Genomic DNA, 22,737 nt, shown 5'->3' on the forward strand with positions numbered 1-22,737 from the left:
GGGCGGTGACGCCGAGCTATGGCGCGGACGGCGCCGGTTCGACGGTGATCAGCGGCTACACGCTGTCGGTGACAGCTTCCGGCGAGAATTCGGGCCTGACCAGCCAGGGTGAGGCAATCACGCTGTCCAAGGTGGGCAACGACATCGTCGGCACGACGGCCACGCATGGCGATGTCTTCATGATCTCCGTCAATGCGGCCGGCACGGTGACGCTGACGCAGTATCAGCAGATCGACCACCTGCCCGAGAGCCTCGACACCACCAACAACAACGCCCACATCGACCTTGCCAATGGCCTGGTGACGCTGTCGGCGACGGCGACGGTGACGGATGGCGACAACGACCAGGCGACCTCGACGGTGAGCGCCGACCTGGGCGGCAATCTCGGCTTCGACGATGCCTTGCCGACGCTGTCGGTTGCGGCGATCGGCGATGCGATCAAGGTTGTGACGCAGGACGCCGATACGATCGGCAACAATACCGACACGGCGAGCGCAAGCTTCGCGGCCGCCTTCCTTGGGGCGGTGACGCCGAGCTATGGCGCGGACGGCGCCGGTTCGACGGTGATCAGCGGCTACACGCTGTCGGTGACAGCTTCCGGCGAGAATTCGGGCCTGACCAGCCAGGGTGAGGCAATCACGCTGTCCAAGGTGGGCAACGACATCGTCGGCACGACGGCCACGCATGGCGATGTCTTCATGATCTCCGTCAATGCGGCCGGCACGGTGACGCTGACGCAGTATCAGCAGATCGACCACCTGCCCGAGAGCCTCGACACCACCAACAACAACGCCCACATCGACCTTGCCAATGGCCTGGTGACGCTGTCGGCGACGGCGACGGTGACGGATGGCGACAACGACCAGGCGACCTCGACGGTGAGCGCCGACCTGGGCGGCAATCTCGGCTTCGACGATGCCTTGCCGACGGCAATATCTCCGGCCTCCGCAGTTGTGGCAAACGGAGCAGGAGCGGCCGTCTCGTTCGACCTCGATATCGACGGGATACTTACCAACAACTACGGCGCTGATGGCGGAACAGTCATCTTCCCGACGTCGCTCGAAGGCACGGCAAGCGGACTGACCTCAAACGGCGTTTCGATCGTGTACGACGTCTCAGCCGACGGCCACACGCTCACGGGTCTGGCCGGCGCCACATCCGTGTTTGTCATTACGCTCAACCCGGCGACCGCTTCCTACTCCGTCGAGATGAACGGAACTGTGGACAGCATAACCACAGTGGATTTCAACGGAGGTGGCTATGATTTCGTTGGCGGCAACGGGGCTTGGGCAGGCTTCAATACGGCGGCCAATGACGACAGCAAGGATCTGCTGCTTACGCCCATAGAAAGCGGAGTCAGCTCTGGAACTTTGAACACTAACGCCAATGAGGGCGGCGTCAGCGGTGGCAATTCGGTTGGGTCAGGTGAGAAAATGCGCCTTGACTTCGTCGTAGATTTGACCGGCAACCCTCCGAACGGCAGCTACTCGTCGCCCTCGACCCATCTCTTCGAAGGACATTATACTACGAACGGCGCGTCGGCGAAGTTCACCGGTATCTCATCTCAGTCCGCGGCTCGCTTCGCCGCCTTCGACGATCCGGATGGGAACGTAAAGGTTGGCGACGGCCTCCAGGATTCTGTTACCGCGGTCGCATTGAGCTACAACGGCGAGACCAAGCTGGTGACGTTCGCCGAGATCAGCACCACAACGACGAACGTCACGGTTGGCGGTCACGTATTTACAGTGCATTTCGTCGACGGTGCCGCTCCTGGAACTCAATACGAGGCCGTGGTCGGATCAATTCTGCAGAACACCTCAATAGCCACCTACACGGCCAATGGGTATAACAGTCTCGAGATTGGTTACGAGTCGGGTGACACGTTCAAACTCGGAGATTTTGGCGCGGCAGCTTCGACAAACAGTCCGGTGAGCTTCGATCTTCCCGTTAGTGTTGTCGATGGCGATAACGACACAGCTGCGGGCACCATCGGTATCACTTTGAGCCCGACGGGACAAACCATCCAGAATCACTCGTCAGATCTGGCCGGTGACTCCCATTTGTATACTTCGACGCTGGCGGCGCCTCATATCATCGGGTCGGACTTCAACGACACGCTGAATGGCGACAGCGGCAACAACGTGCTCTATGGCGGCGCCGGCAACGATACGATCAACGGCAACGCCGGCAACGACCTTCTCATCGGCGGCGCCGGCCAGGACACCATGACCGGCGGCACGGGCGCCGACACATTCAAGCTCGACGGGTTGGACATCAAGGACCTCATCGCCGACTACAGTGGTGCACAAGGCGACAAGATCGACCTGTCATCCCTGTTTGAAACAGGTCCAGGGGCAAATATCGGGGACTTCGTGAAATACGACTCGGCATCACACACGCTCAGCGTCGACGCCAATGGTACAACCGGTGGCGCCAATTTCGTCGACGTCGCCGTCTTGCAGAACGCACCTGTCGCCGGCACCATCAGTCTGATTTACGACGACACGGCTCACACACAGCACACGGCCACGATTTAGCACTTATGCGCGGCCGTTCTCTCATGCTACATATTAGCGAAACATAATACCGCAGTTTGGAGAGGGACTTAAATGAAGCGTTGTTCAAAATTACTGATTTCGGCCACGGCGCTGCTGTTGGCAGGATCGACCGGCTTTGCCGCCGACATCATCGAGGGACCCGTGGCCGATTATTGCCGCACCGTCGGCACTTCCAACCTCGTGCTGACCGACAACACGGTCGACCTCACGAAACAGGTCGTCAAGCTGATGGATGAGTCGGTTGCCGTCGCCAACAGCCCGGAATGGATCCATTCATCCCGGCCGGTCTTCGTCTGGGCATCGGAAGCCAAGGTCGCCTGCGGCATGGCTTACGGCTACCTGAAGACCAACTACAAGGACGAAGACACGCTCAATAAATGCGAGTGTTTTCACGACCGCATGGTCGAGTACATGAACTGACCGCAAGAGCGAAAGCGCTGGCAGAAAATGGAATCTGACCGGCAGGTTCACCGCCTGCGGACATGGGTGGTCGCTTGCGCGCTGGCGCTATCGCTGCTCGGCTGCCAATCCAAAGGCTCGGTGTCGGACGCGCTCGACCCCGCTGCCATCCAGGTCGCCAATCAGCCGGCTGCTGTTGTTGCTGTGGCAAACGCAAGCCAGGCGACGCAGTCCCTCGGCACGGGACCCACGAAAGTCGCCATGCTGCTGCCGCTGTCCGCTTCCGGATCAGCGGGCGAAAACGGCAAAAAGATGCTCGACGCCGCCAAGCTCGCCATGACGGACCTCGGTAATCCCCTGCTGACGCTTACCGTCGAGGACACAAGGGGAGACGCGGCTTACTCCCAGCAACTGGCGGTAAAGGCCATAACTTCGGGAGCGAAAGTGGTCATCGGTCCGACCGAACTGCCGGCAGCGCAGCATGTCGCGAAACTGTCGGGCTCGAACCGGCCGGTGGTTCTGGCTCTCGCGGACAATTTTGCCGGCGGCCCGGGCGTCTATGCGGTATGCCTTGGCGAGGCGGACAGCGCCGCGGCGGGCGCCGGCGCAATCGCGGCCAAGGGCGGCAAGAAATTCGTCCTGCTGGTGCCAGCGGGCGCGGGTGCCGATATTGCCGAAAAACACGTCGCCAACAGCCTCAGCGTGTACGGCGCCGCACTTGCGATCACCATCCCCTACACGAGCGCCGACAGCGCGGCAAAGGCGGTCGCGGACATGGGCTCGCTGGTTGACGCCCCCGACGCCGTGATCGTCGCCAGCGGCGACAGCAATCCATCGCCAATCCTGATCGCCCTGAAGGCAAAAGGCATCCCTGGAAAATCAACCTCCGTGGTTGGCACGAACCGCTGGCTGGAGCACCCGACCAGTCCGCTTTTCGAAGGCGCCTATATCGCCACGCTCGACCAACATGAAACAGGCCCCATTTCGGATCGTTTCAAGGCAAGCTTCAATTACCAGGCCGACGTCAATGTCGCTTATGCCTATGATATGGTCGCGCTGACCGTGGGCATCGCAAGCGCTGCCGGACCCAACGGTTTCAGTAGGCAGGTTTTCGAGAACCCGAATGGCTTTCGCGGATCGACCGGCTTGTTCAGGTTCCGCGCGGATGGATCCAGCGAACGCTCGATGCCGTTTTACCGGATAGAAAAAGGTGCGCTCAAACTGGTTGCCAAATCGACGTCCAGCTTCTAGCGAATTGGGCGCGGGCGGCCCGATGGGAGATCGGGGGCGCGTTCGCATCATGATCGCGCTCGCAGGCCTCGAGCTTCTCATCGGCATCCTGCTGCTGGTCAAGGCAGCGACCCTGTTCCCCGTCGAACGAAGCCTCACCGACCCAGCACCTGACGTCGGCGATGACGTCGCGCGACATCCGGCTCGATCGATCGTCAACTCAGCCCGCAAGATTGCCGAGGATCTCATCGCACCGCCGCAGATCGAGGGATCGGAGATGGAGCGGGTGGAACCTCGTTTGCCGCTTGGCGACCTCGGCCTCGCATCACGCCCCAAGTCATCGATGCCCAGGGATTGGCGGGAAACATTGCTTTACGATCCAGTGGCCACGTCGTCGGCTGGTTTCGACTCCATGGGGCGGAAACTGTTCATCAGTGGAACCCAGGGCGTCCAGACCGACAGGGTCTGCCTGTTTCACGAGAGCGCGTGGCCATGCGGACAGCGAGCCTACGCGGCTTTCAACAACTGGATGCGCGGGCGAGCGCTGAACTGCTTCGTGCCTCCGGTGGTCGACCGCTTCCCTGTCGCGGTGACATGCAGGCTGGGCAAACAGGATGTCGGTGCCTGGCTGGTATCGAATGGCTGGGCGCTGGCCTTGCCGAGCGGCATCTATGGCAAGGCCGAAGCAACAGCCAGGGCGGCGGAGATGGGAATCTTTGGCCCGCCATAGGCGACAGCACCGGATTCGCCACAAAGGGCAGCATCCTCCGTTCAGAAGCTTGGCGATCTAACCCGACGTGTCAAATTGTATTGTTCTTCGAAACCGAAATCGTAACTTGCCGGTCTTATGCTTGGCGATCGAACGGAGATCGACGATGAGCAATGCAGCAGCTGATGTCCCGGCCCATCATGAATGGAAGACCATTGCCTGGCTGGCATTTCTTGGAACCGTCGGCAGCCTGTGCGTGTCCCTCGTCCTGAACTATCTGCTGTTGTTCAGCGAGACGCTGACGCCTTTCGGGCGCGGCATGATCACGGCAACACTTTTGCCTGTGGTGATCTGCTTGCCGCTGTTTGTGTTCATAGGCCTGAAACTGGCCGAGATCCGTCGCTATCGGCGGGAACTCAACCGGGCCGCGACCTTCGATACGCTGACCGGTTGCCTGAACGGGAGGGTCTTCTCGTCGCTGATCGAGAGACGGGCGATCAGGTCTTCCCCACAAGGCGAGCGATCGGGCGCGTTCCTGGTCATTCATCCTGAACACCTGAACGCCATCAACTTGCGCTTCGGCCTGAACTGGGGCGACGAGGCCTTGCGCCTGATCGCTTCAACCATCCGGTCTTGCGTGCGCTCGCAAGACATCGTCGGCCGCATAGGTGCCTCCATGTTCGGTGTATTCCTTCCCGGAACGAGCGAGGCCGAAGCCAGGACGGTTGGCGAGCGTATCCGTGCCACTGTCTCGCAGGTCTATTTCGCCCCTCAGGGAGCCGAGGAGATCCTGGCCGTGTCCGTCGGGGGCGTGGTTTTCGAGCAGGACCTGGACTTCGAGGACATGTTCCGGCCTGCCGAAGAGAGCTTGTCGGGCAAAAGCGGTTTTGGACTGTCGCGTATTCAACGCGCTTCAATCTGACGAGCCGGCACCATTCTATCGCCAATAGGCGGAAGGCGTGCCCTGCCCGGCAAATGGGCGGGCACGCCTTGGGATCCCCTCGTGATCGCGAGACGGGCTCGTTGCTTTTCGAAGCCGGCTTATGCAATCGTGGCCATGGACGCCAGCCTGCCGCTTACACCGGCATGCCACCTGACCAAGATCTCCGGACCCGACCTCGATGGCTGGTGTATCGACGGAACAGAATGAAATTTTACTCAGCCGCCGAGCGGATTGCCTTTATCGCCACGCTCATTGCGGTCTTGGTGCTCGCGTTGCTGCCGATATCTCGCCTCGACGAATTCGGCATCGATATCGGCTTCCACTACGACAAGGCCAACCATGCGAGCGCCTTCGCGATCCTGGCGTTTCTGGGAAGTCTGGGCTGGCCGGGCCGCAAGACGAGGCTGATCATCTTCCTCGCCCTGGTTGGAGCCGCGATCGAAATCCTCCAGGGCACGTCGCTGATAGAGCGTGATCTCGACGTGTTCGACTGGATCGCCGATTGCGTCGGCATGGCTTGCGGACTTCTGGCGGCAATCTGCGCGAACTGGATTTCGCGACGCGTGCATTGAGATAGCCAAATCAGCAAGTTGCCGCTGAAGGTGAAGGTCTACCGCGAACTGCGCGATCGCGAGCGGGATCGTCGTGTGCCTGTGCTGAAAATGGGCCCGCTCTATTTCCTCTGGGCCTCGGCCAAACACCGGTCTCACGGACACGATCAGAAAACCTAAGCGGTCCGCCGATGGCTGCCGGACGCTCCACCTCGCGGTGGCGGTCGGACGCGTCAACTCGCCTCGCGCATCGCCTCTGCCGCCTGCAAATCAACAGAGACAAGCTGGCTGACGCCCTGCTCGGCCATGGTCACGCCGAACAGCCGGTCCATGCGGGCCATGGTGATGGGATTGTGGGTGATGATGACGAAACGCGTCTCGGTGGTCTTGGCCATCTCGTCCATGAGATTGCAGAAGCGCTCGACATTGTGATCGTCGAGCGGCGCATCGACTTCGTCGAGCACGCAGATCGGTGCCGGGTTGGTCAGGAAGACAGCGAAGATCAGCGACATCGCCGTCAGCGCCTGCTCGCCGCCCGACAGCAGCGTCATGGTCTGCGGCTTCTTGCCGGGCGGTCGGGCAAGAATCTCCAGGCCCGCCTCCAGCGGATCCTCGGATTCGATCAACTGCAATTCCGCCGTGCCGCCACCGAACAGATGCGAGAACAGTCGCTGAAAGTGGCTGTTGACGACATCGAAGGCGGCCAGCAGCCGTTCGCGGCCTTCACGATTGAGGCTCTGGATCGCTTGCCTGAGCTTGCGGATCGCTTCGATAATGTCCTCGCGCTCGGAAACGATCGCCTCCAGGCGCTCGGAAAGCTCCCTCTGCTCTTCCTCGGCACGCAGATTGACGGCGCCGAGCCGTTCGCGCTCGACCTTTAGCCGATCCAACTGGCGTTCGATCTCGGGCATTTCGGGCATCGGATCGTCGGCTTCCAGGCCGGTGTGGCGGATGACCAGATGCGGCGGCGTGTTCAACGTTTCCTGGATGCGCGCCTCGACCTCCAGCCGGCGTTCGTCGGCCGCCGTCAGCCGTTCTTCGGCGCGGGCGCGGGTTTCGCGCGCTTCGGCCAGCGACTGGATGGCTGATGTGGCTGCCTTGTCCAGTTCGGCCTGCCTGTTCTCCGCCTCCTGCAACCGGTCGGCGGCCGCCTTGCGCAAGCTTTCGGCCTCGGTGAGTTGCGACAGCAGCGCACGCCGCTTGGCGTCGATCTCGTCGGGCGCATCGGCCAGCCGTTCGCGCTCGGCCTCGGCCTCTGCCTTGCGTTCGGCGAGCGATGCGATCTGCGTCGAGGCGTTTTCGGCGCGCACCAGCCAGTTGCTGCGTTCGGCACCGATGGCGTCAAGCCGGCGTGTGCGTGCCTCGGCTTCTCGCCGCAAGCCCTCGTGGACGGCGCGCGCGTCTGCAAGCGCGGCGCGGTCGCGCGAGACATTGGCCGAGGACTGTTCGAGCTGCAATTGCAGGTCGCCGAGGTCGGGCGCATCCTGCAGCAGCATCTCGGCCTCGACGAAAGCCGCTGACGTCTCCTCATGGCTGTCGAAGATGCGGGCGCGCGCCTCGTCCAGCGCGGCACGCCGGCTCGATAGTTCACCGCCGGCCTTTTCGGCCTCGGCCAGCGCATTGCGGGCGGCGTCCAGCCGGTGCTGGGCCTCACGTCCCGCCTGACGCGTGTTACGTTCGGCTTCGCTTGCCTGGCGGAGCGCCTGCTCGGCCTGCGCTAGCGCTTCCTCGGCCTGGCGCAGCACAAGCGTCGCCTGCACCGCTTCGGCATCGAGTTCGGCAAGCCGGTTCTTTTGTGCCAGCCTTTGTGCCGCGGCGGTCGGTGCATCGGCGCTGGCGGTCAGGCCGTCCCAACGCCACAGCGCACCCTGGCGGCTGACCAGGCGCTGGCCTGGAGCCAGAAGCCCCTGCAACCGGCGGCCGTCAGCGGCCTCGACGATGCCGATCTGCGCAAGACGTCGGGCTAGTTGCGCCGGCGCGCGAACCACGCTGGCAAGGCTCTTGATCCCTTCCGGAAGCGCGGCATCGCCGGGCTGGATTTCGCTTTCGCCCCAATGCGCCGGTGCACTGCGGTCGAGCGGCACGTCGAGGTCTTCGCCAAGGGCGGCCCCCAGTGCCGTCTCGAAGCCGCGCTCGACGCTGATCTGCTCCAGCACCGAAGGGAAGAGATCGCCGCTGGCCGCGTTCAGGATCTTGGCCAGCGTGCGCGCTTCGGTCTCGATCCGCGCGAGCTCGGCCTTGGCGTCCTGAAGCGGCGGGCGGGCAGCGCTTTCAGCGCCACGGCCGTCGATGACCGACTGTTCAGCCTGCTCCACCGCTGCCTCGGACTCCTCCAGCAACGCCATCGCCTGCTCGACCAGTACCTGCTTCTCGGCCGGATTCGGCAAGCCGGCGACCTTGGAGAGGATGTCCGACAATTCGCGGTCAACGTCGGCGAGTTGGCGGGCGAAGCGGTCGCGTCGCTCCGCGGTTTCGCGCAAAGTCCGTTCGATCTGATGGCGCGAGGCGGCGGCCTCGGCACGCTCGGCGGTCAGCGCGGCAAGTTTGGCTTCGCTTTGCGCAAGCGTCGAGGCGGCCTGTTCGAATACAGCGCGGGTGGTGGCCTCGCGCTCGGCGGCGCCGGCGTTTTCGGAGTTCAGCGCGGCCTCTTCCGCACGCAGGCGCTCGAGAACGTCGGCATTGTCGCGCACCATCCGCTCTTCGCGGGCAATGTCGCCGTCGAGCTGCTGCAGCCGGCGTTCGAGTTCGGCCTGCCGGTTGCGGATACGGCCAGCTTCTTCCTCGATCTGCGACCTGGCGATCGACAGGCGCTGGAAAGCCGCGGCAGCCGCGGCTTCCGCGTCGCGCAGGTCAGGCAGGCGATGGGCGGAGATGCCTTGCTCCTTGGCCGCGTTCATCTGCGTGGCGGCGCGGTCGCCGACGAGCGCCGTGGCCGTGGCCAGCGCCGAACGCGCCTCGCCTTCCTGTGTCTTGGCCAGCGTCCAGCGCAGGTGCAAGAGCGTTGCTTCGGCCTTGCGGATGTCGGCCGACAGGTTCTTGAAGCGGGAAGCCTGGCGCGCCTGGCGCTTGAGGCTTTCGATCTGGCTTTCCAGCTCGCCCACGACATCGTCCAGGCGTTCGAGGTTCTGCTCGGCCGCCTTAAGCCGCAATTCCGCCTCGTGGCGACGGGTGTGCAGGCCGGAAATGCCGGCCGCTTCTTCGAGCAGGGCGCGACGGGCCTGCGGCTTGGCCTGGATCAGTTCGCCGATACGGCCTTGCCCGACCATCGAGGGCGAGCGCGCGCCGGTCGACTGGTCGGCGAACAGAAGCTGCACGTCCTTGGCGCGCGCTTCCTTGCCGTTGATGCGGTAGAGCGAGCCGGCCTCGCGCTCGATGCGGCGCGACACCTGTAGTTCGTCGGCATCGTTGAAGGCGGATGGAGCCGAGCGGTCGCTGTTGTCCAGGAAAAGCGTGACTTCGGCGGTGTTGCGGGCGGGGCGGGTTCCCGAGCCGGAAAAGATGACGTCGTCCATGCCGGACGCGCGCATGTTCTTGTAGGAGCTTTCGCCCATCACCCAGCGCAGCGCCTCGACCAGGTTCGACTTGCCGCAGCCGTTCGGCCCGACAATGCCGGTCAGGCCGCGTTCGATGACGAACTCGCCGGGTTCGACGAAGGACTTGAAACCAAGGAGGCGGAGGCGCGAAAACTTCATTCGCGCGCCTCATACACCGGTTCGGGAAGAGTGTACCGAGGTTTTGCGATAGGACGCAGAGCGCGCGAACGGATAGAGAGGCAAGCAGCGCCGGAGCGCTGCCGCTTCAGCACTGAGCCGATGTCAGAGCAGAGGGTCGATGATGGCCGACATTTCCTCAATCGACATCGCCCCTTTGTAGGTCTTACCGTTGATGAAGAAGGTCGGCGTCGAGTCGACCTTGAATTCATTGGCGCCACGCTTCTGGACCGATCTCACATCGTCCAGAAGTTTCTGGTCCGTCAAGCAGGCCTCGAAGGACTCCTGTGTAAAACCGGCAAGCTTGGAAATTTGCAGCAGCGCTTCCTTGGTGTTCGACACGCCGACCCAGTTCGCCTGTTGCCTGAACAGCACGTCGACCATCGGGAAATAGTTATCCTTGGCGCAACGCGCCAGCATGAAACCGGCTTCGGCGCTCGGATCGAATGGGAATTCGCGCAGGATGTAGCGCGCCTTGCCGGTATCGATGTACTTGGTCTTCAAATCCGGAAAGGTGGTCTCGGCGAAATGCGCGCAGTGCGGGCAGGTCATCGAGGCGTATTCGACGATGGTGACCTTGGCGTCATCCTTGCCGAGCTGCTTGTCGGGCAGCGCGCCCGGCTTCATCAGTTCGGTCATGTCGACGGTGCCCTGCGCTTCCGGTACCTGGACCGCGGCGGGCGTGGCCGGCTTTGCGGGCGTTGCCGGATTCGCGGGTTTGACATCCGCGGCCTTCGCCTCTTCGCCGGAATCACTGCAGGCGGCGAGCAGGGCCACCGCCGGGATGGCGGCCAGCGATGTCAGGACGTTTCTGCGAGAGAAGCTTTGGCCAAACGGGGGACGGCTCATACGAATCACCTGATAAGGGTTGGATTTTGCAATGCAAAGGCACGAAAAGGCGAGAGTTGGCGCGAATTAAGGCATCCCTGTCCCCAATCCAATCGTGAAACCTGACAAGGGCGATCACGAATGCGCGAGATTAACGACAAACCTATGACGTTTCCAATCAGAACCAAGGGGATCGTCTCCGTTTGGGCCGACCGGGGCAACTGTAACCGTTCCACTTCGCCCTTGGCCAGACGGCCTCGGGATAGTCCCTGGGGTCATTGCAGCCGTCTAGGCTTTCCTTGCGCCCAGAATGGTCGCCCCCAGCCGTTCCAGCGAGGCGCGCAGCCCGTCATCCTCTATAAGCCCGACAGTATCGGACAATTTCGCCTTTTCGGCCGCGCTCAACGCCCTGAGGGTGGATTTGGGCCGGGCTCTTCCCGAGCTTATCGGCTTCTGCACGATCCTGATGCGGCCTATCGCCCTGAAACCCAGGAAGGCGTTCACCCGGTTGATGATCTCGCCGGTCTCGTGCTGCAGATGAAGCGCGGCCATGCCTTCGCAGGCGATGACCAGTACGGCCGGCTCGAACGGATCATCCTCGTGCAGGCGGCGCGGCCACTGGATCTTTTCGGGCCGCGAGTGGATGGCCAGGCGCGGTCCGGCAATCTCTTCCCACGACTGGACCAGACCGATCGAGATGCCTGCCCGCTTGCGCAGCACCGGGTCGAGGATGTCGGTGGCGAGATCGCTCACCGGAACGGGATTGCCGAAGCGCCTTTTCCCTGCCATGTGCGTTCTCCAGCCACGACCCAGCAGATACCGGCCAGGCCAACGCAAGATCAATGGCACCAGCAGACCAGACCCGCAAGGCCCAGACCAGCAAGGCCATCTCGGATGATACGGCGTCGCGCCTGCTCGCCTGGTATGACGCGCATCATCGCGAATTGCCGTGGCGCGTGACGCCGCGCGAGCATGCACGCGGTGTGCGGCCCGATCCCTACCGTATCTGGCTGTCGGAGGTGATGCTGCAGCAGACCACCGTCGAAGCGGTGAAATCGTATTTCCTCGCCTTTGTCGAGAAATGGCCCGATGTCGAAGCGCTGGCCGCGGCGCCGACGGAGGATGTGATGAAAGCCTGGGCGGGGCTCGGTTACTACTCCCGCGCCCGCAACCTCAAGGCCTGCGCGGATCTGGTGGCGGCGCGCGGCGGCCGGTTTCCGGACACCGAGATCGGACTTCGAGAATTGCCGGGGATCGGCGCCTATACATCGGCGGCAATAACGGCCATCGCCTTCGACCGCCACGCCGCCGTCGTCGACGGCAATGTCGAACGCGTCATCTCACGGCTGTTTTCGATCACGACGCCGCTCAGCGAAGCCAAGGCCGAGATACGGGTCCATGTCGAGCGCATGATGCCGGCGACAAGGCCCGGCGACTTTGCCCAGGCGATGATGGATCTCGGCGCCACGATATGCACTCCGCGCCGGCCGCGCTGCATGCTGTGCCCGCTGCGCGAGGACTGCAGCGCCGTTGTTTCAGGAGATCCCGAAAATTTCCCGGTGCGCCTGCCGAAGGCCGACAAGCCGCTGCGGCGGGGGGCTGCTTTCGTTGCCATGCGCGACGACGGTGCCATTCTTTTGCGCAAGCGGCCTGAGAAAGGGCTGCTCGGCGGCATGACGGAAGTGCCGACCACCGCCTGGACGGCGCGGGTGGACGGAGCCACCACAGAGGCGGCAGCGCCCTTTACCGGCGACTGGCGGCGCGCCGGGACAATCGCGCATGTGTTCACCCATTTCGCGCTCGAACTCGAAGTCTTTCGTGCCCACATCAAAGGTGATGCCCTGGCAGGGTATTTCTGGTCGCCCGCCCATGAGATTTCAGGCGAGGCGCTGCCCACCGTCATGAAAAAGGCAATCGAGGCTGCGATACCCGGCGCGACGAAAAAACCGTCGCCATTGAGTGCAAAGAGGCCCCATGACTGAAATCCGCCACATCGTTTTCGACATCGGCAAGGTGCTGATCCATTACGATCCGAACATTCCCTTCAGCCGCCTCATTCCCGACGACGAAGAGAGAAAGTGGTTCTTCGACAATATCTGCACGCATGACTGGAACATAGAGCAGGATCGCGGCCGGACGTGGGAAGAGGCCGAAGCGCTGCTGATCGCGGAGCACCCCGAGCACGCCGAAAACATCCGCAATTTCCGTCGCCACTGGCACGAGATGGTGCCGCATGCCTATGACGACAGTGTCACCATCATGCTCGGCCTGATCGATAGCGGCCACGATGTGACGATGCTGACCAACTTTGCTTCCGACACGCTGGCCGAAGCGCGCGAACGCTTCGATTTCCTCGATCGTCCGCGCGGCGTCACCATCTCAGGCGAGATTGGCAAGATCAAACCGGATCGTGGCATCTACGACCATCACGTGGCCGCGTTCGGCCTCGAGCCATCGGCGACGCTGTTCATCGACGACAGCCAGAAAAATGTCGACGGCGCCAAGGCCGCCGGCTGGCAAGCGGTGCTGTTCACCGATGCCAGCACGCTTAAAGCAGACCTTGAGCGATTGGGGATCAGGACGTGATCTCCATCGCTTGCGACGATCCGTTGAGCATTTGAATCAATAAATATGAGGCAGGCGGCAGAGCTCAGCCCCCTGCCCGTTCCATGCCAAGCCGGGCGATGCGGCGCAGTTCGTCGATGGGGGTAAGCCCGCCGCTGCGCTCATAATGCCAGAAGGTCCAGCCGTTGCAGGCGTCCAATCCCTGCACCTCGGCGCCGATCTTGTGGATCGAGCCGGCGCTGTCGCCGATCGCGACGGTCCCATCGGCGCGAACCTTGGCGGCCCAGCGCTTCTTGGCGTCATAGAGCGTGGCGCCGGGCGTCATCAGCCCGGTGTCGATCAGGCTGACGAAGGCGACGCGCGGCTCCGCGCGCTTGCCGGTGAGCACGGTGAGATCCGCCTCGTCGAGTGGCCGCACCGCGTCGATGCGCTCATTGGCGGCGTCGATATAGGCCTGCTCGCGCTCGATGCCGACGAAGTGACGGCCGAGGCGCTTGGCAACCGCGCCTGTCGTACCGGAGCCGAAGAACGGGTCGAGCACGACGTCACCCGGCTTGGTCGAGGCCATCATGATACGGGCAAGCAGCGCCTCGGGCTTTTGAGTCGGATGCAGCTTGTCGCCATTCTCATTCTTCAGGCGCTCGCCGCCGGTGCAGATCGGGAACAGCCAGTCGGAGCGCATCTGGATATCGTCGTTCGACGCCTTCAGCGCTTCGTAGTTGAAGGTATAGCCCTTGCCCTTCTGGTCACGCGAAGCCCAGATCATCGTCTCATGCGCGTTCTGGAAGCGGCGGCCGCGAAAATTCGGCATCGGATTGGTCTTGCGCCAGACCACGTCGTTGAGAATCCAGAAGCCGAGATCCTGCATCTTGGCCCCGACGCGGAAGATGTTGTGATAGGAGCCAATGACCCAGATGGTGCCGTTGGGCTTCAGCACGCGGCGTGCCGCCAGCAGCCAGGCGCGGGTGAAAGCGTCATAGGCTTCGAAGCTCTCGAACTGGTCCCAGTCGTCGTCGACCGCATCGACCTTGGACTGGTCGGGACGGTGCAGGTCGCCGTCGAGCTGCAGATTGTAGGGCGGATCGGCAAAGATGACGTCGATCGACTTTTCCGGCAGGCGGTCGAGCGCCGCGACGCAGTCGCCTTTCAGGATCGTGTCCAGCCATTCGGATTGCTGGGGAGCGTGGGAGAGCTCGTCGAGAAGACGCACGGCTGACATTTTTACACCCAAGGCACGCGTTACTGTTTACTGCCCGTTATGGTTACCGATCAGCGTAAATATTCGGTGAAGCTTTATCGATGCCGTGGAGGAGTTTGCGAAGCCGTGTCCATTGGTGTATGCCGCGCCGCTTGAGCCCTGAGCGGCCATTCCTCCACCCTCCATCGTTCGGATCACCATGCCCCAGCCAGATCTTGTCATCTTCGATTGCGACGGCGTGCTCGTCGATTCCGAAATCATCGCCGCGCGGGTCGAAGCTGAACTGATAACCCTGGCCGGATACGAAATCTCGGCGGAGGAGATTGCCGAGACCTATGCCGGCCTGACCTTCAAGGACATACTGATACGAATTGAGGAAAAGTCCAAAATCCCGTTCCAGGTGTCGCTGATCGACCGCGCCGAGGAACTGGTCGACCGCAAACTGCGCAGCGACGTGCGCGCCATCGAAGGCGTCCGCGAAGCGGTCGCCTCGGTCACGTCGCAACGCTGCGTCTGCTCCAACTCACGTTCGGAGCGGATCGAGTTCATGCTGGAGAAGGTGCATCTGCTGCCGTTCTTCGCCGGGCGCATCTTCTCGGCGATGGAAACGCCGACCGGAAAGACCAAGCCGGCTCCAGACGTGTTCCTGCATGCCGCCGAAAAGCTCGGCGTCAACCCGGCGAACACCTTCGTCATCGAGGATTCCGTGCACGGCGTCACCGGCGCCAAGGCCGCCGGCATGCGCGTGATCGGCTTTACGGGCGCCAGCCACAGCTATCCCGGCCATGCCGACGCCTTGACAGAGGCCGGCGCCGAGACGGTGATCCGCCGCTGGGCGGAACTGAAGAGCGTCATTGCCGCTCTGTCGGAGTGGTCGGCGGATGCCTGAGATGCGTGCGTCCGGCTGGAGGCACGCCAGGCCGACAAGCCGCCTAGTTCGTCGCGGCCGTCTTCTTCCTGTGGGTCTTCTTCCTCGGCTTGTCGGTCGTCGCCTTCGGCGCGGTTTCGTCGTAACCGGCATAGGCTTGATAGTCCTGCGCCGTCGGCGCCGGTACGACCACATTGGAATCGGTGAAGACAAACTGGGTCGCGACCGAGGGATCGGTCACCTGAACCTGATACTGGTGGATCTGCGAATAAAGCACGTCAGTGCCATGCATGACCGCGGTGCGGATCGGCATGGTGATGGTGCCGGGCGTGAATTTCGGTCCTGGCACGATCTTGCCGGCAACCGCGATCTTCATCGTCAGTTGTCCGTCGGCACGGCTGCAATCGCGGGTCACGTCGCTGATCGACGCCTGATAAATGATCCTCGCCGAATCGTCGGGCGGCGTAGCAGCAGCGGCGTCAGCGGCGGCCTGGGCCGCGGCATCCGCAGCGGCATCGCCGGTCTTTTTGAGCTTCGGCTTGGGCTTCTGGACCTCGTTGACATAGGTATTGAAGAAGGCCGTGCCGTCGCGCACCGTCACCCTTGGGCAATAGGCGTTCAGCTGGCTGGCCAGCACCTTGGGGTCCTGCGGCGGGGGTGGCGCCGTCGGATCCTTCTTGCCGAAACCGAGGTTCAGGATGCCATTGTCGCCTGATTGGCAGCCCGCGGCGGCAAGCATAAAGCCAGTGAGCGCAAGACCCGCCAAAAGGCGACCACTTGATATACGAAACGCCATGAAACTGCACTTCCCTCTCGCAAAGCTGGTGACGTATATCAACCGCGCGGCAAAAATGCGACTAGAGCCGGTGCAGAAATTAACCACCTTGTGGTGAACGGAAAAACAGGCGGCAAACGGATCTGTGACATGCATTATGTGAGCACCCGCGGCGAAGCGCCCGCGCTTGGATTTTCCGACGCCATCCTGGCGGGCCTGGCGCGCGATGGCGGCCTCTACGTGCCGCGCGAATGGCCGCATTTCTCGCCATCCGAGATCCGAGCCATGCGCGGCCTCGCCTATCCCGACCTGGCCATACGCGTGCTGACGCCGTTCCTCGGCGGCGAGATCGCCGCGCCGGTCTTCGAGCGCCTGGTCCGCGAAGCCTATGCCACCTTCCGCCATGAGGCCGTCTGCCCGCTGGTGCAGACCGGCGCCAACACTTTTGTCCTCGAACTTTTTCATGGGCCGACACTGGCGTTCAAGGACGTGGCGATGCAGTTGCTTGCCCGGCTGATGGATCATGTGCTTGCCGAACGCGACCAGCACGCCACCATCGTCGGCGCCACGTCGGGCGATACCGGTGGCGCGGCCATAGACGCCTTTGCCGGGCGCAGCCGCACCGACATCTTCATCCTTTTTCCGCATGGCCGCGTCTCGCCGGTGCAGCAGCGGCAGATGACGACGTCGAAGGCTGAAAATGTGCATGCGCTGGCGATCGAGGGCAATTTCGACGACTGTCAGGGCCTGCTGAAGGACATGTTCAACGATCACGGCTTCCGCGACCAGGTGTCGCTGTCGGGGGTCAATTCGATCAACTGGGCACGCATCATGGCCCAGATCGTCTATTATTTCTCCTCGGCATTGTCGCTCGGCGCACCGGACAGGCCGGTCTCCTTCACCGTGCCGACCGGCAATTTCGGCGATATCTTCGCCGGCTACGCCGCCAAGAAGATGGGCCTGCCGATCGACCGGCTGGTCATCGCCACCAACGACAACGACATATTGGCACGCACCTTCGCGACCGGCGAATACCGGACCAAAGGGGTCTTTGCGACCACCTCGCCGTCGATGGACATCCAGGTTTCGTCGAACTTCGAACGCCTGCTTTTCGAGGCGTCAAACCGCGACCCCGCAACGGTGCGGCGCTACATGGCCGGCCTCAAACAATCGGGCGCCTTCACCATCGAAGCCGCGGAAATCGCCGGTATGCGAACCGAATTCGACGCCGGCCGCGCCGATATGGACGAGGTCGCCGCCACCATCCGCTCGACGCTGGCAAACAGCAACTATCTGCTCGATCCACATACGGCGGCAGCCATGCATGTGGCGGCGGCCAGGGCTGCGGGCGCCGTGCCGATGGTGGTGCTCGGCACCGCCCATCCGGCGAAATTCCCGGCCGCCGTCGAAGCCGCCAGCGGTGTCTCGCCCGCCCTGCCCGCATGGCTAGGGGGATTGATGACATTCGAGGAAAAATACACGGTACTTCCATCCGACCTCAAAATGGTGGAAGATTACGTCAGTCGCCGCGCGCGGGCGGCGCGTTAGGGAGTACGAGCCATATGGGTGTTGAGGTAAGCCGTCTGTCGAACGGCCTGACAGTCGCCACCGAAACCCTTCCAAGTATCGAATCGGTTGCCTTGGGTGCCTGGGTCAAGTCGGGTGCCCGCAATGAACGCGAAGACGAGCACGGCATGGCCCATCTGCTCGAGCACATGGCGTTCAAGGGGACGAAGCGGCGAAGCGCCTTCGAGATCGCCTCGGAAATCGAGGACGTCGGCGGCGAGATCAATGCGGCCACCAGCGTCGAGACCACGTCCTACTACGCCAGGGTGCTCTCCGACGATGTGCCGCTGGCCGTCGATATCCTGTCCGACATCCTGCAGGAGTCCGAATTCGACCCGCAGGAACTTGAGCGCGAGCAGCACGTCATCCTGCAGGAGATCGGCGCCGCGCACGACACGCCCGACGACATCGTCTTCGACCGTTTCACCGAGACGGCCTTTCGCCACCAGACCATCGGCCGCTCGATCCTGGGTACGCCCGAAACGGTAAAATCCTTCACCTCCAAGCAGTTGCACGATTTCATCGAACGCCAGTATGGCGCCGAGCGCATGGTGATCGTGGCCGCAGGCGACATCAAGCACGACAAGTTCGTGCGCGAGGTCGAAAACCGGCTCGGCGGTTTCCGCAGCAAGGCCGACAGCACCATCCCGCAATACGCGCAATATGTCGGCGGCGACTTCCGCGAGGACCGCGACCTGATGGACGCGCAGATCGTGCTGGGCTTCGAGGGCCGCGCCTACCATGTGCGGGATTTCTACGCGTCGCAGGTGCTGTCGATGATCCTCGGCGGCGGCATGTCATCGCGTCTGTTCCAGGAGGTCCGCGAAAAACGCGGCCTCTGTTACTCGGTCTACGCCTTCCACTGGGGCTTTTCCGATACGGGCATATTCGGCGTTCACGCCGCGACGGGGCAGAGCGACATCGCCAAGCTGGTGCCTGTCATCATCGACGAGTTGCAGAAGGCCGGCGAGAGCATCCTGCAGGAAGAGCTCGACCGTGCGCGCGCCCAATATCGTGCCGGGCTGATCATGTCGGCCGAAAGCCCGGCCAGCCGCGCCTCGCAGATCGCGCGGCAACTACTCCTTTTCGGCAGGCCGATCGCGAAAGAAGAGTTGATGGAGCGCCTGGCGGCGCTGACGATCGAGCGCCTGACCGACCTGTCGTCGCGGATGTTCTCGACCAAGCCGACGCTTACCGCTGTCGGGCCCGTGGGTACGCTGGCACCATACGAGGCGATCCTCGATTCGCTTCCGGGCACGCAGACCACGGCCCGCAGGCTCGCCGTCTAAGTCCCAAGCGCCGTGTTCGCGCTCCCTTTCTTTCGCCGTGACCTGCCGGCACTGAAGGGCAACCTCGTCACGCTGCGCGTGCCGTTCACCAACGACTACCGCGAGTGGTCGGCGGTGCGCGGCGAAAGCCGGGCGTTCCTGGAGCCATGGGAGCCGCGCTGGACCCCGGACGAACTCGACCGCACGGCATGGCGCCTGCGCATCAGCCGCTATCGCGAGGACTACGCACAGGGAACCGCGATCGCCTTCTTCATCTTCGAGAAGTCGAGCGGCAAGCTCGCGGGCGGCATCACGCTCGGCAACATACGCCACGGCGTCTCGCAAAGCGGCCATGTCGGCTACTGGATCGGCGAGCGCTTCGGCGGCCGCGGCCTGATGACAGACGCGGTCAAGGTGGTGGCCCGCTTCGCCTTCGAGACGCTGAGGTTGCACCGGATCGAAGCCGCCTGTATTCCCGACAATATCAGGTCGATCCGCGTGCTTGAAAAAGCCGGATTCCGGCGCGAAGGACTTCTGCGATCCTATCTCAGGATCAACGGCATCTGGCAGGACCACTACCTCTACGCCCGGATCGCCGACGATCCGCCGGGCGCTGGAACGAAGGACTGATTTTTGACGAATTCCCTGCGAAACGGGCCGCTGTTCGCCTTTCTTCTGGCGACGATGCTGACGCTGTGCGCGGCTTCGTCGGCCTTTGCCGTAGAACCGATCAAGATCGCCCGCGACGATGTCGCGCTCGATCTTTCGCGCGCCGTCGAAATCTACCGCAACCAGGGTGAGAACTTCCAGGTGTCGACCGCGCCCGGGCCGGACGGCATCGTGCGGCGGATCGAGGTCGAAGCCAACGATGCCCGCTCGACCGGCGACTGGGCTGTCTTCGCGCTCGCCAACACCACCGACCAGCAACTCGATCGGCTGATCGTGGCGCCGCACTTCCGGCTGGTCAATTCCGGCATCTTCTGGCCGGATCTGGGTTCCACGCGCATCGCCGCCATCACGCCCAGCGAAGGCTTCGCGCTCGACCGCCAGACCAGCCCCGACGCCGACGTGTTCCGGGTGACGCTGAACCCCGGCACGGTGATCACCTTCATCGCCGAACTCGCCTCGCCGAAGCTGCCGCAGGTCTACCTCTGGGATCCGGAATCCTACAAGGATTCGGTCAATTCCTACACGCTGTTTCGCGGCATCGTCATCGGTATCGCCGGCCTTCTGGCGCTGTTCCTGACCATCCTGTTCGTGGTCAAGGGGACGTCGATGTTCCCGGCGACGGCGGCCCTCGCCTGGGCGGTGCTTGCCTATATCTGTGTCGATTTCGGCTTCCTCAACAAGGTCATCGAGATCTCGCCCGGCAACGAGCAGATGTGGCGGGCCGGCACCGAGGTGGCGCTGGCAGCGACCTTCGTGGTGTTCCTGTTTGCCTATCTCAACCTCAACCGATGGCACGGCCATTTCAGCTATGGCGCCCTGGTCTGGATTCTGGGGCTGCTGTTGATCGCCGGCGTCGCAATTGTCGATCCGGCGGTCGCCGCCGGCATCGCCCGCATCTCGTTTGCCGCGACCGCACTGACCGGGCTCGGCTTGATCATTTTCCTCGGAATTCGTGGTTATGACCGAGCGATCATGCTGGTGCCCAGCTGGGTCATGGTGCTGTTGTGGTTATGCGGATCGTGGATGGCGATCACCGGCATGCTCGACAACGATATCGCCCAGCCGGCACTTGGCGGCGGCTTGATCCTGATCATCCTGCTGATCGGCTTCACCGTCATGCAGCACGCCTTTGCTGGCGGTGCGCTGCATCAGGGGCTGTTCTCCGACCTCGAGCGGCAGGCGCTGGCCGTCGCGGGATCGGGCGATACGGTGTGGGATTGGGACGTGCTGCGCGACCGCGTGGTGACCAAACCCGACGTCAGCATCCAGCTCGGCCTTGCGCCCAACAGCCTGGGTGGCGCCGCCCGCAACTGGCTGCCGGTGTTGCATGCCGACGACCGAGACACATTCCGCACGACGCTCGACGTGGTGCTGGAACATCGCCGCGGCCGGGTGTCGCAGAATTTCCGCCTGCGTGGCGCCGATGGGCACTATCACTGGTTTGCCCTGCGCGCGCGACCCGTCATCGGATCGGACGGCGAGGTGATCCGCTGCGTCGGTACCATGGTCGATGTCACCGAACAGAAGAAATCCGAGGAACGGCTGCTGCACGACGCCGTGCACGACAATCTGACCGGCCTGCCGAACCGCGAATTGTTCATGAACCGGCTGGAGGCGATCATTTCGATCGCCCGCACCGAAGAGAAGGTGCGGCCGACCGTCTTCGTCATCGATATCGACCGCTTCAAGCAGGTCAATGACGGGCTCGGCATCTCGGCCGGCGACACCATCCTGCTCACCATAGCGCGCCGCCTGCACCGGCTGCTCAAGCCGAAGGATTCGCTGTCGCGCTTCGCCGGCGACCAGTTCGCCCTGATGCTTTTGTCCGAGCAGGACCCTGCCCGCATCGCCGGCGTGGCCGACGCCATCAAGCATGCGATCAACAATCCGATCACCTTTGCCAAGCGCGAGATCGTGCTGACCGCCTCGATCGGCCTGATCACCTGGACCTCGGCACAAACCTCGGCCGAAGACATGGTCAAGGACGCCGAGCTCGCCATGCACCAGGCCAAGCGCTTCGGCGGCGACAGGATCGAGCCGTTCCGCCCGGCGTTCCGCACCGTCGGCACCGATCGCCTGCAGTTCGAATCCGATCTGCGGCGCGCCATCGAGCGGCGCGAATTCACGCTGGCCTACCAGCCGATCGTGCGGCTCGAGGATGGCAGCGTCGCCGGCTTCGAGGCCCTGCTGCGCTGGGACCATCCGCGCCGCGGCATGATCCCGCCGGCCGATTTCATCCCGGTCGCGGAAAGCTGCGGGCTGATCGTGCAGCTTGGGCTGTTTGCCATGCAGCAGGCGGCCGAGGATCTGGCAGGATGGCAAAAGCAGATCGGCGACGCGCCGCTGTCGGTGTCGGTCAACTTGTCGAGCCGCCAGCTCATCCGCCGCGACCTGGTCAGCGACGTGCGTTCCGTGATCGCGCGCGCCAATCTGAAGCCGCGCTGCTTCCGGCTCGAACTGACCGAGTCGCTGGTCATGGACAATCCCGAGCAGACGGCCCATGTGCTGACCAAGCTCAAGCAGCTCGGCATCGGCCTGTCGCTGGACGATTTCGGCACCGGCTATTCATCGCTCGCCTATCTGACGCGGTTCCCGTTCGACACCATCAAGATCGACAAGAGCTTCGTCGACGACAGCACGCCAAAACGCGCGGTGTTGCTCAAATCCATGGTCAACATGGCGCATGAGCTCGGCCTTTCGGTGGTCGCCGAGGGCATATCGGACGAGCGCGATGCGCTGGAGCTGCGCCAGATGGGATGCGAATATGTCCAGAGCTTCATGTTCGGCGCGCCGATGCCGGGCGACCAGGTGCTAAAGACGCTGAAGGAGCAGTATCCGCTCACGCAGGCCTAATGCATGTCGTCCGGAAGTGTCCTCGGTTCCGGAACAACGACATGCGT

18 protein-coding genes are annotated in these 22,737 nt (G+C 63.1%); 13 read left to right on the forward strand and 5 right to left on the reverse strand.

Annotated elements, in window-relative coordinates; all coding sequences use genetic code 11:
- From FJ950_RS30085 to FJ950_RS14495, 6 genes are all read left to right on the forward strand, one after another.
- Window positions 1-2,537: DUF5801 repeats-in-toxin domain-containing protein (locus FJ950_RS30085; protein ID WP_210242356.1), on the forward strand; the 2,537-nt coding region annotated here is incomplete at its 5' end.
- A gap of 72 nt (window positions 2,538-2,609) precedes the next feature.
- On the forward strand, window positions 2,610-2,978 hold the full coding sequence (locus tag FJ950_RS14475; RefSeq protein WP_015318761.1) for a hypothetical protein: 369 nt from the start codon (window positions 2,610-2,612) through the stop codon (window positions 2,976-2,978).
- Window positions 2,979-3,005: 27 nt separating this feature from the next.
- On the forward strand, window positions 3,006-4,208 hold the full coding sequence (locus FJ950_RS14480; protein ID WP_140617269.1) for an ABC transporter substrate-binding protein: 1,203 nt from the start codon (window positions 3,006-3,008) through the stop codon (window positions 4,206-4,208).
- Window positions 4,209-4,257: 49 nt separating this feature from the next.
- Entirely contained in the window at window positions 4,258-4,917 is a 660-nt protein-coding gene (locus FJ950_RS14485; RefSeq protein WP_246673829.1) for a thermonuclease family protein, read from the forward strand.
- 121 nt (window positions 4,918-5,038) lie between these two features.
- On the forward strand, window positions 5,039-5,818 hold the full coding sequence (locus FJ950_RS14490; protein ID WP_246673831.1) for a GGDEF domain-containing protein: 780 nt from the start codon (window positions 5,039-5,041) through the stop codon (window positions 5,816-5,818).
- A 224-nt stretch (window positions 5,819-6,042) separates the two neighbouring features.
- Window positions 6,043-6,411, forward strand: coding sequence for a VanZ family protein (locus FJ950_RS14495; protein WP_140617270.1), 369 nt, complete (start codon window positions 6,043-6,045; stop codon window positions 6,409-6,411).
- A gap of 212 nt (window positions 6,412-6,623) precedes the next feature.
- On the opposite strand, the gene smc is transcribed toward FJ950_RS14495, so the two are convergent.
- From smc to FJ950_RS14510, 3 genes are all read right to left on the reverse strand, one after another.
- Complete coding sequence (gene smc / locus FJ950_RS14500; protein WP_140617271.1) at window positions 6,624-10,082, reverse strand: chromosome segregation protein SMC; 3,459 nt, start codon at window positions 10,080-10,082, stop codon at window positions 6,624-6,626.
- 123 nt (window positions 10,083-10,205) lie between these two features.
- Window positions 10,206-10,949: a DsbA family protein gene (locus FJ950_RS14505; protein WP_140617272.1), complete on the reverse strand. Its 744-nt coding sequence runs from the start codon at window positions 10,947-10,949 to the stop codon at window positions 10,206-10,208.
- A 267-nt stretch (window positions 10,950-11,216) separates the two neighbouring features.
- Entirely contained in the window at window positions 11,217-11,717 is a 501-nt protein-coding gene (locus tag FJ950_RS14510) for a DUF721 domain-containing protein (protein WP_140617273.1), read from the reverse strand.
- A 53-nt stretch (window positions 11,718-11,770) separates the two neighbouring features.
- On the opposite strand from FJ950_RS14510, the gene mutY reads away from it, so the two are divergent.
- Window positions 11,771-12,910 (forward strand): A/G-specific adenine glycosylase, encoded by a 1,140-nt coding sequence (gene mutY / locus FJ950_RS14515; RefSeq protein WP_140617274.1) that lies wholly within the window; start codon window positions 11,771-11,773, stop codon window positions 12,908-12,910.
- Window positions 12,903-13,514: an HAD family phosphatase gene (locus tag FJ950_RS14520; RefSeq protein ID WP_140617275.1), complete on the forward strand. Its 612-nt coding sequence runs from the start codon at window positions 12,903-12,905 to the stop codon at window positions 13,512-13,514. Before mutY ends, FJ950_RS14520 begins: the two co-directional genes overlap by 8 nt.
- A gap of 64 nt (window positions 13,515-13,578) precedes the next feature.
- On the opposite strand, the gene FJ950_RS14525 is transcribed toward FJ950_RS14520, so the two are convergent.
- The gene (locus FJ950_RS14525) at window positions 13,579-14,712 is read right to left on the reverse strand and encodes a site-specific DNA-methyltransferase (RefSeq protein ID WP_140617276.1); all 1,134 of its coding nucleotides are present in this window, start codon (window positions 14,710-14,712) and stop codon (window positions 13,579-13,581) included.
- Window positions 14,713-14,890: 178 nt separating this feature from the next.
- Between FJ950_RS14525 and FJ950_RS14530 the strand changes: the two genes are divergently transcribed.
- Window positions 14,891-15,580, forward strand: coding sequence for an HAD family phosphatase (locus FJ950_RS14530; protein WP_140617277.1), 690 nt, complete (start codon window positions 14,891-14,893; stop codon window positions 15,578-15,580).
- 43 nt (window positions 15,581-15,623) lie between these two features.
- On the opposite strand, the gene FJ950_RS14535 is transcribed toward FJ950_RS14530, so the two are convergent.
- Window positions 15,624-16,355, reverse strand: a complete 732-nt coding sequence (locus tag FJ950_RS14535) for a hypothetical protein (RefSeq protein WP_140617278.1) — start codon at window positions 16,353-16,355, stop codon at window positions 15,624-15,626.
- Window positions 16,356-16,484: 129 nt separating this feature from the next.
- Between FJ950_RS14535 and thrC the strand changes: the two genes are divergently transcribed.
- From thrC to FJ950_RS14555, 4 genes are read left to right on the forward strand one after another with little or no spacing between them, the layout of a single operon-like run.
- Entirely contained in the window at window positions 16,485-17,882 is a 1,398-nt protein-coding gene (thrC, locus tag FJ950_RS14540) for a threonine synthase (protein ID WP_140617279.1), read from the forward strand.
- Between the two features lie 14 nt (window positions 17,883-17,896).
- Window positions 17,897-19,189 (forward strand): pitrilysin family protein, encoded by a 1,293-nt coding sequence (locus tag FJ950_RS14545; RefSeq protein ID WP_140617280.1) that lies wholly within the window; start codon window positions 17,897-17,899, stop codon window positions 19,187-19,189.
- A 12-nt stretch (window positions 19,190-19,201) separates the two neighbouring features.
- A complete protein-coding gene (locus FJ950_RS14550) occupies window positions 19,202-19,798 on the forward strand; it encodes a GNAT family protein (protein WP_140617281.1) in 597 nt (198 codons plus the stop codon).
- Window positions 19,799-19,801: 3 nt separating this feature from the next.
- A complete protein-coding gene (locus FJ950_RS14555; RefSeq protein WP_140617282.1) occupies window positions 19,802-22,690 on the forward strand; it encodes an EAL domain-containing protein in 2,889 nt (962 codons plus the stop codon).
- Window positions 22,691-22,737: the final 47 nt, after the last annotated feature.

The sequence above is a fragment of the Mesorhizobium sp. B2-3-14 genome, from assembly GCF_006442175.1.
In the GTDB taxonomy this organism is placed as follows: domain Bacteria; phylum Pseudomonadota; class Alphaproteobacteria; order Rhizobiales; family Rhizobiaceae; genus Mesorhizobium; species Mesorhizobium australicum.

Coding starts and splice junctions, on each gene's coding strand:
- FJ950_RS14520 (WP_140617275.1), top strand. CDS start 12,903: ATGACTGAAATCCGCCACATCGTTTTCGACATCGGCAAGGTGCTGATC.
- FJ950_RS14475 (WP_015318761.1), top strand. CDS start 2,610: ATGAAGCGTTGTTCAAAATTACTGATTTCGGCCACGGCGCTGCTGTTG.
- mutY (WP_140617274.1), top strand. CDS start 11,771: ATGGCACCAGCAGACCAGACCCGCAAGGCCCAGACCAGCAAGGCCATC.
- smc (WP_140617271.1), bottom strand. CDS start 10,082: ATGAAGTTTTCGCGCCTCCGCCTCCTTGGTTTCAAGTCCTTCGTCGAA.
- FJ950_RS14530 (WP_140617277.1), top strand. CDS start 14,891: ATGCCCCAGCCAGATCTTGTCATCTTCGATTGCGACGGCGTGCTCGTC.
- FJ950_RS14495 (WP_140617270.1), top strand. CDS start 6,043: ATGAAATTTTACTCAGCCGCCGAGCGGATTGCCTTTATCGCCACGCTC.
- thrC (WP_140617279.1), top strand. CDS start 16,485: ATGCATTATGTGAGCACCCGCGGCGAAGCGCCCGCGCTTGGATTTTCC.
- FJ950_RS14510 (WP_140617273.1), bottom strand. CDS start 11,717: ATGGCAGGGAAAAGGCGCTTCGGCAATCCCGTTCCGGTGAGCGATCTC.
- FJ950_RS14545 (WP_140617280.1), top strand. CDS start 17,897: ATGGGTGTTGAGGTAAGCCGTCTGTCGAACGGCCTGACAGTCGCCACC.
- FJ950_RS14480 (WP_140617269.1), top strand. CDS start 3,006: ATGGAATCTGACCGGCAGGTTCACCGCCTGCGGACATGGGTGGTCGCT.
- FJ950_RS14505 (WP_140617272.1), bottom strand. CDS start 10,949: ATGAGCCGTCCCCCGTTTGGCCAAAGCTTCTCTCGCAGAAACGTCCTG.
- FJ950_RS14485 (WP_246673829.1), top strand. CDS start 4,258: ATGATCGCGCTCGCAGGCCTCGAGCTTCTCATCGGCATCCTGCTGCTG.
- FJ950_RS14535 (WP_140617278.1), bottom strand. CDS start 16,355: ATGGCGTTTCGTATATCAAGTGGTCGCCTTTTGGCGGGTCTTGCGCTC.
- FJ950_RS14525 (WP_140617276.1), bottom strand. CDS start 14,712: ATGTCAGCCGTGCGTCTTCTCGACGAGCTCTCCCACGCTCCCCAGCAA.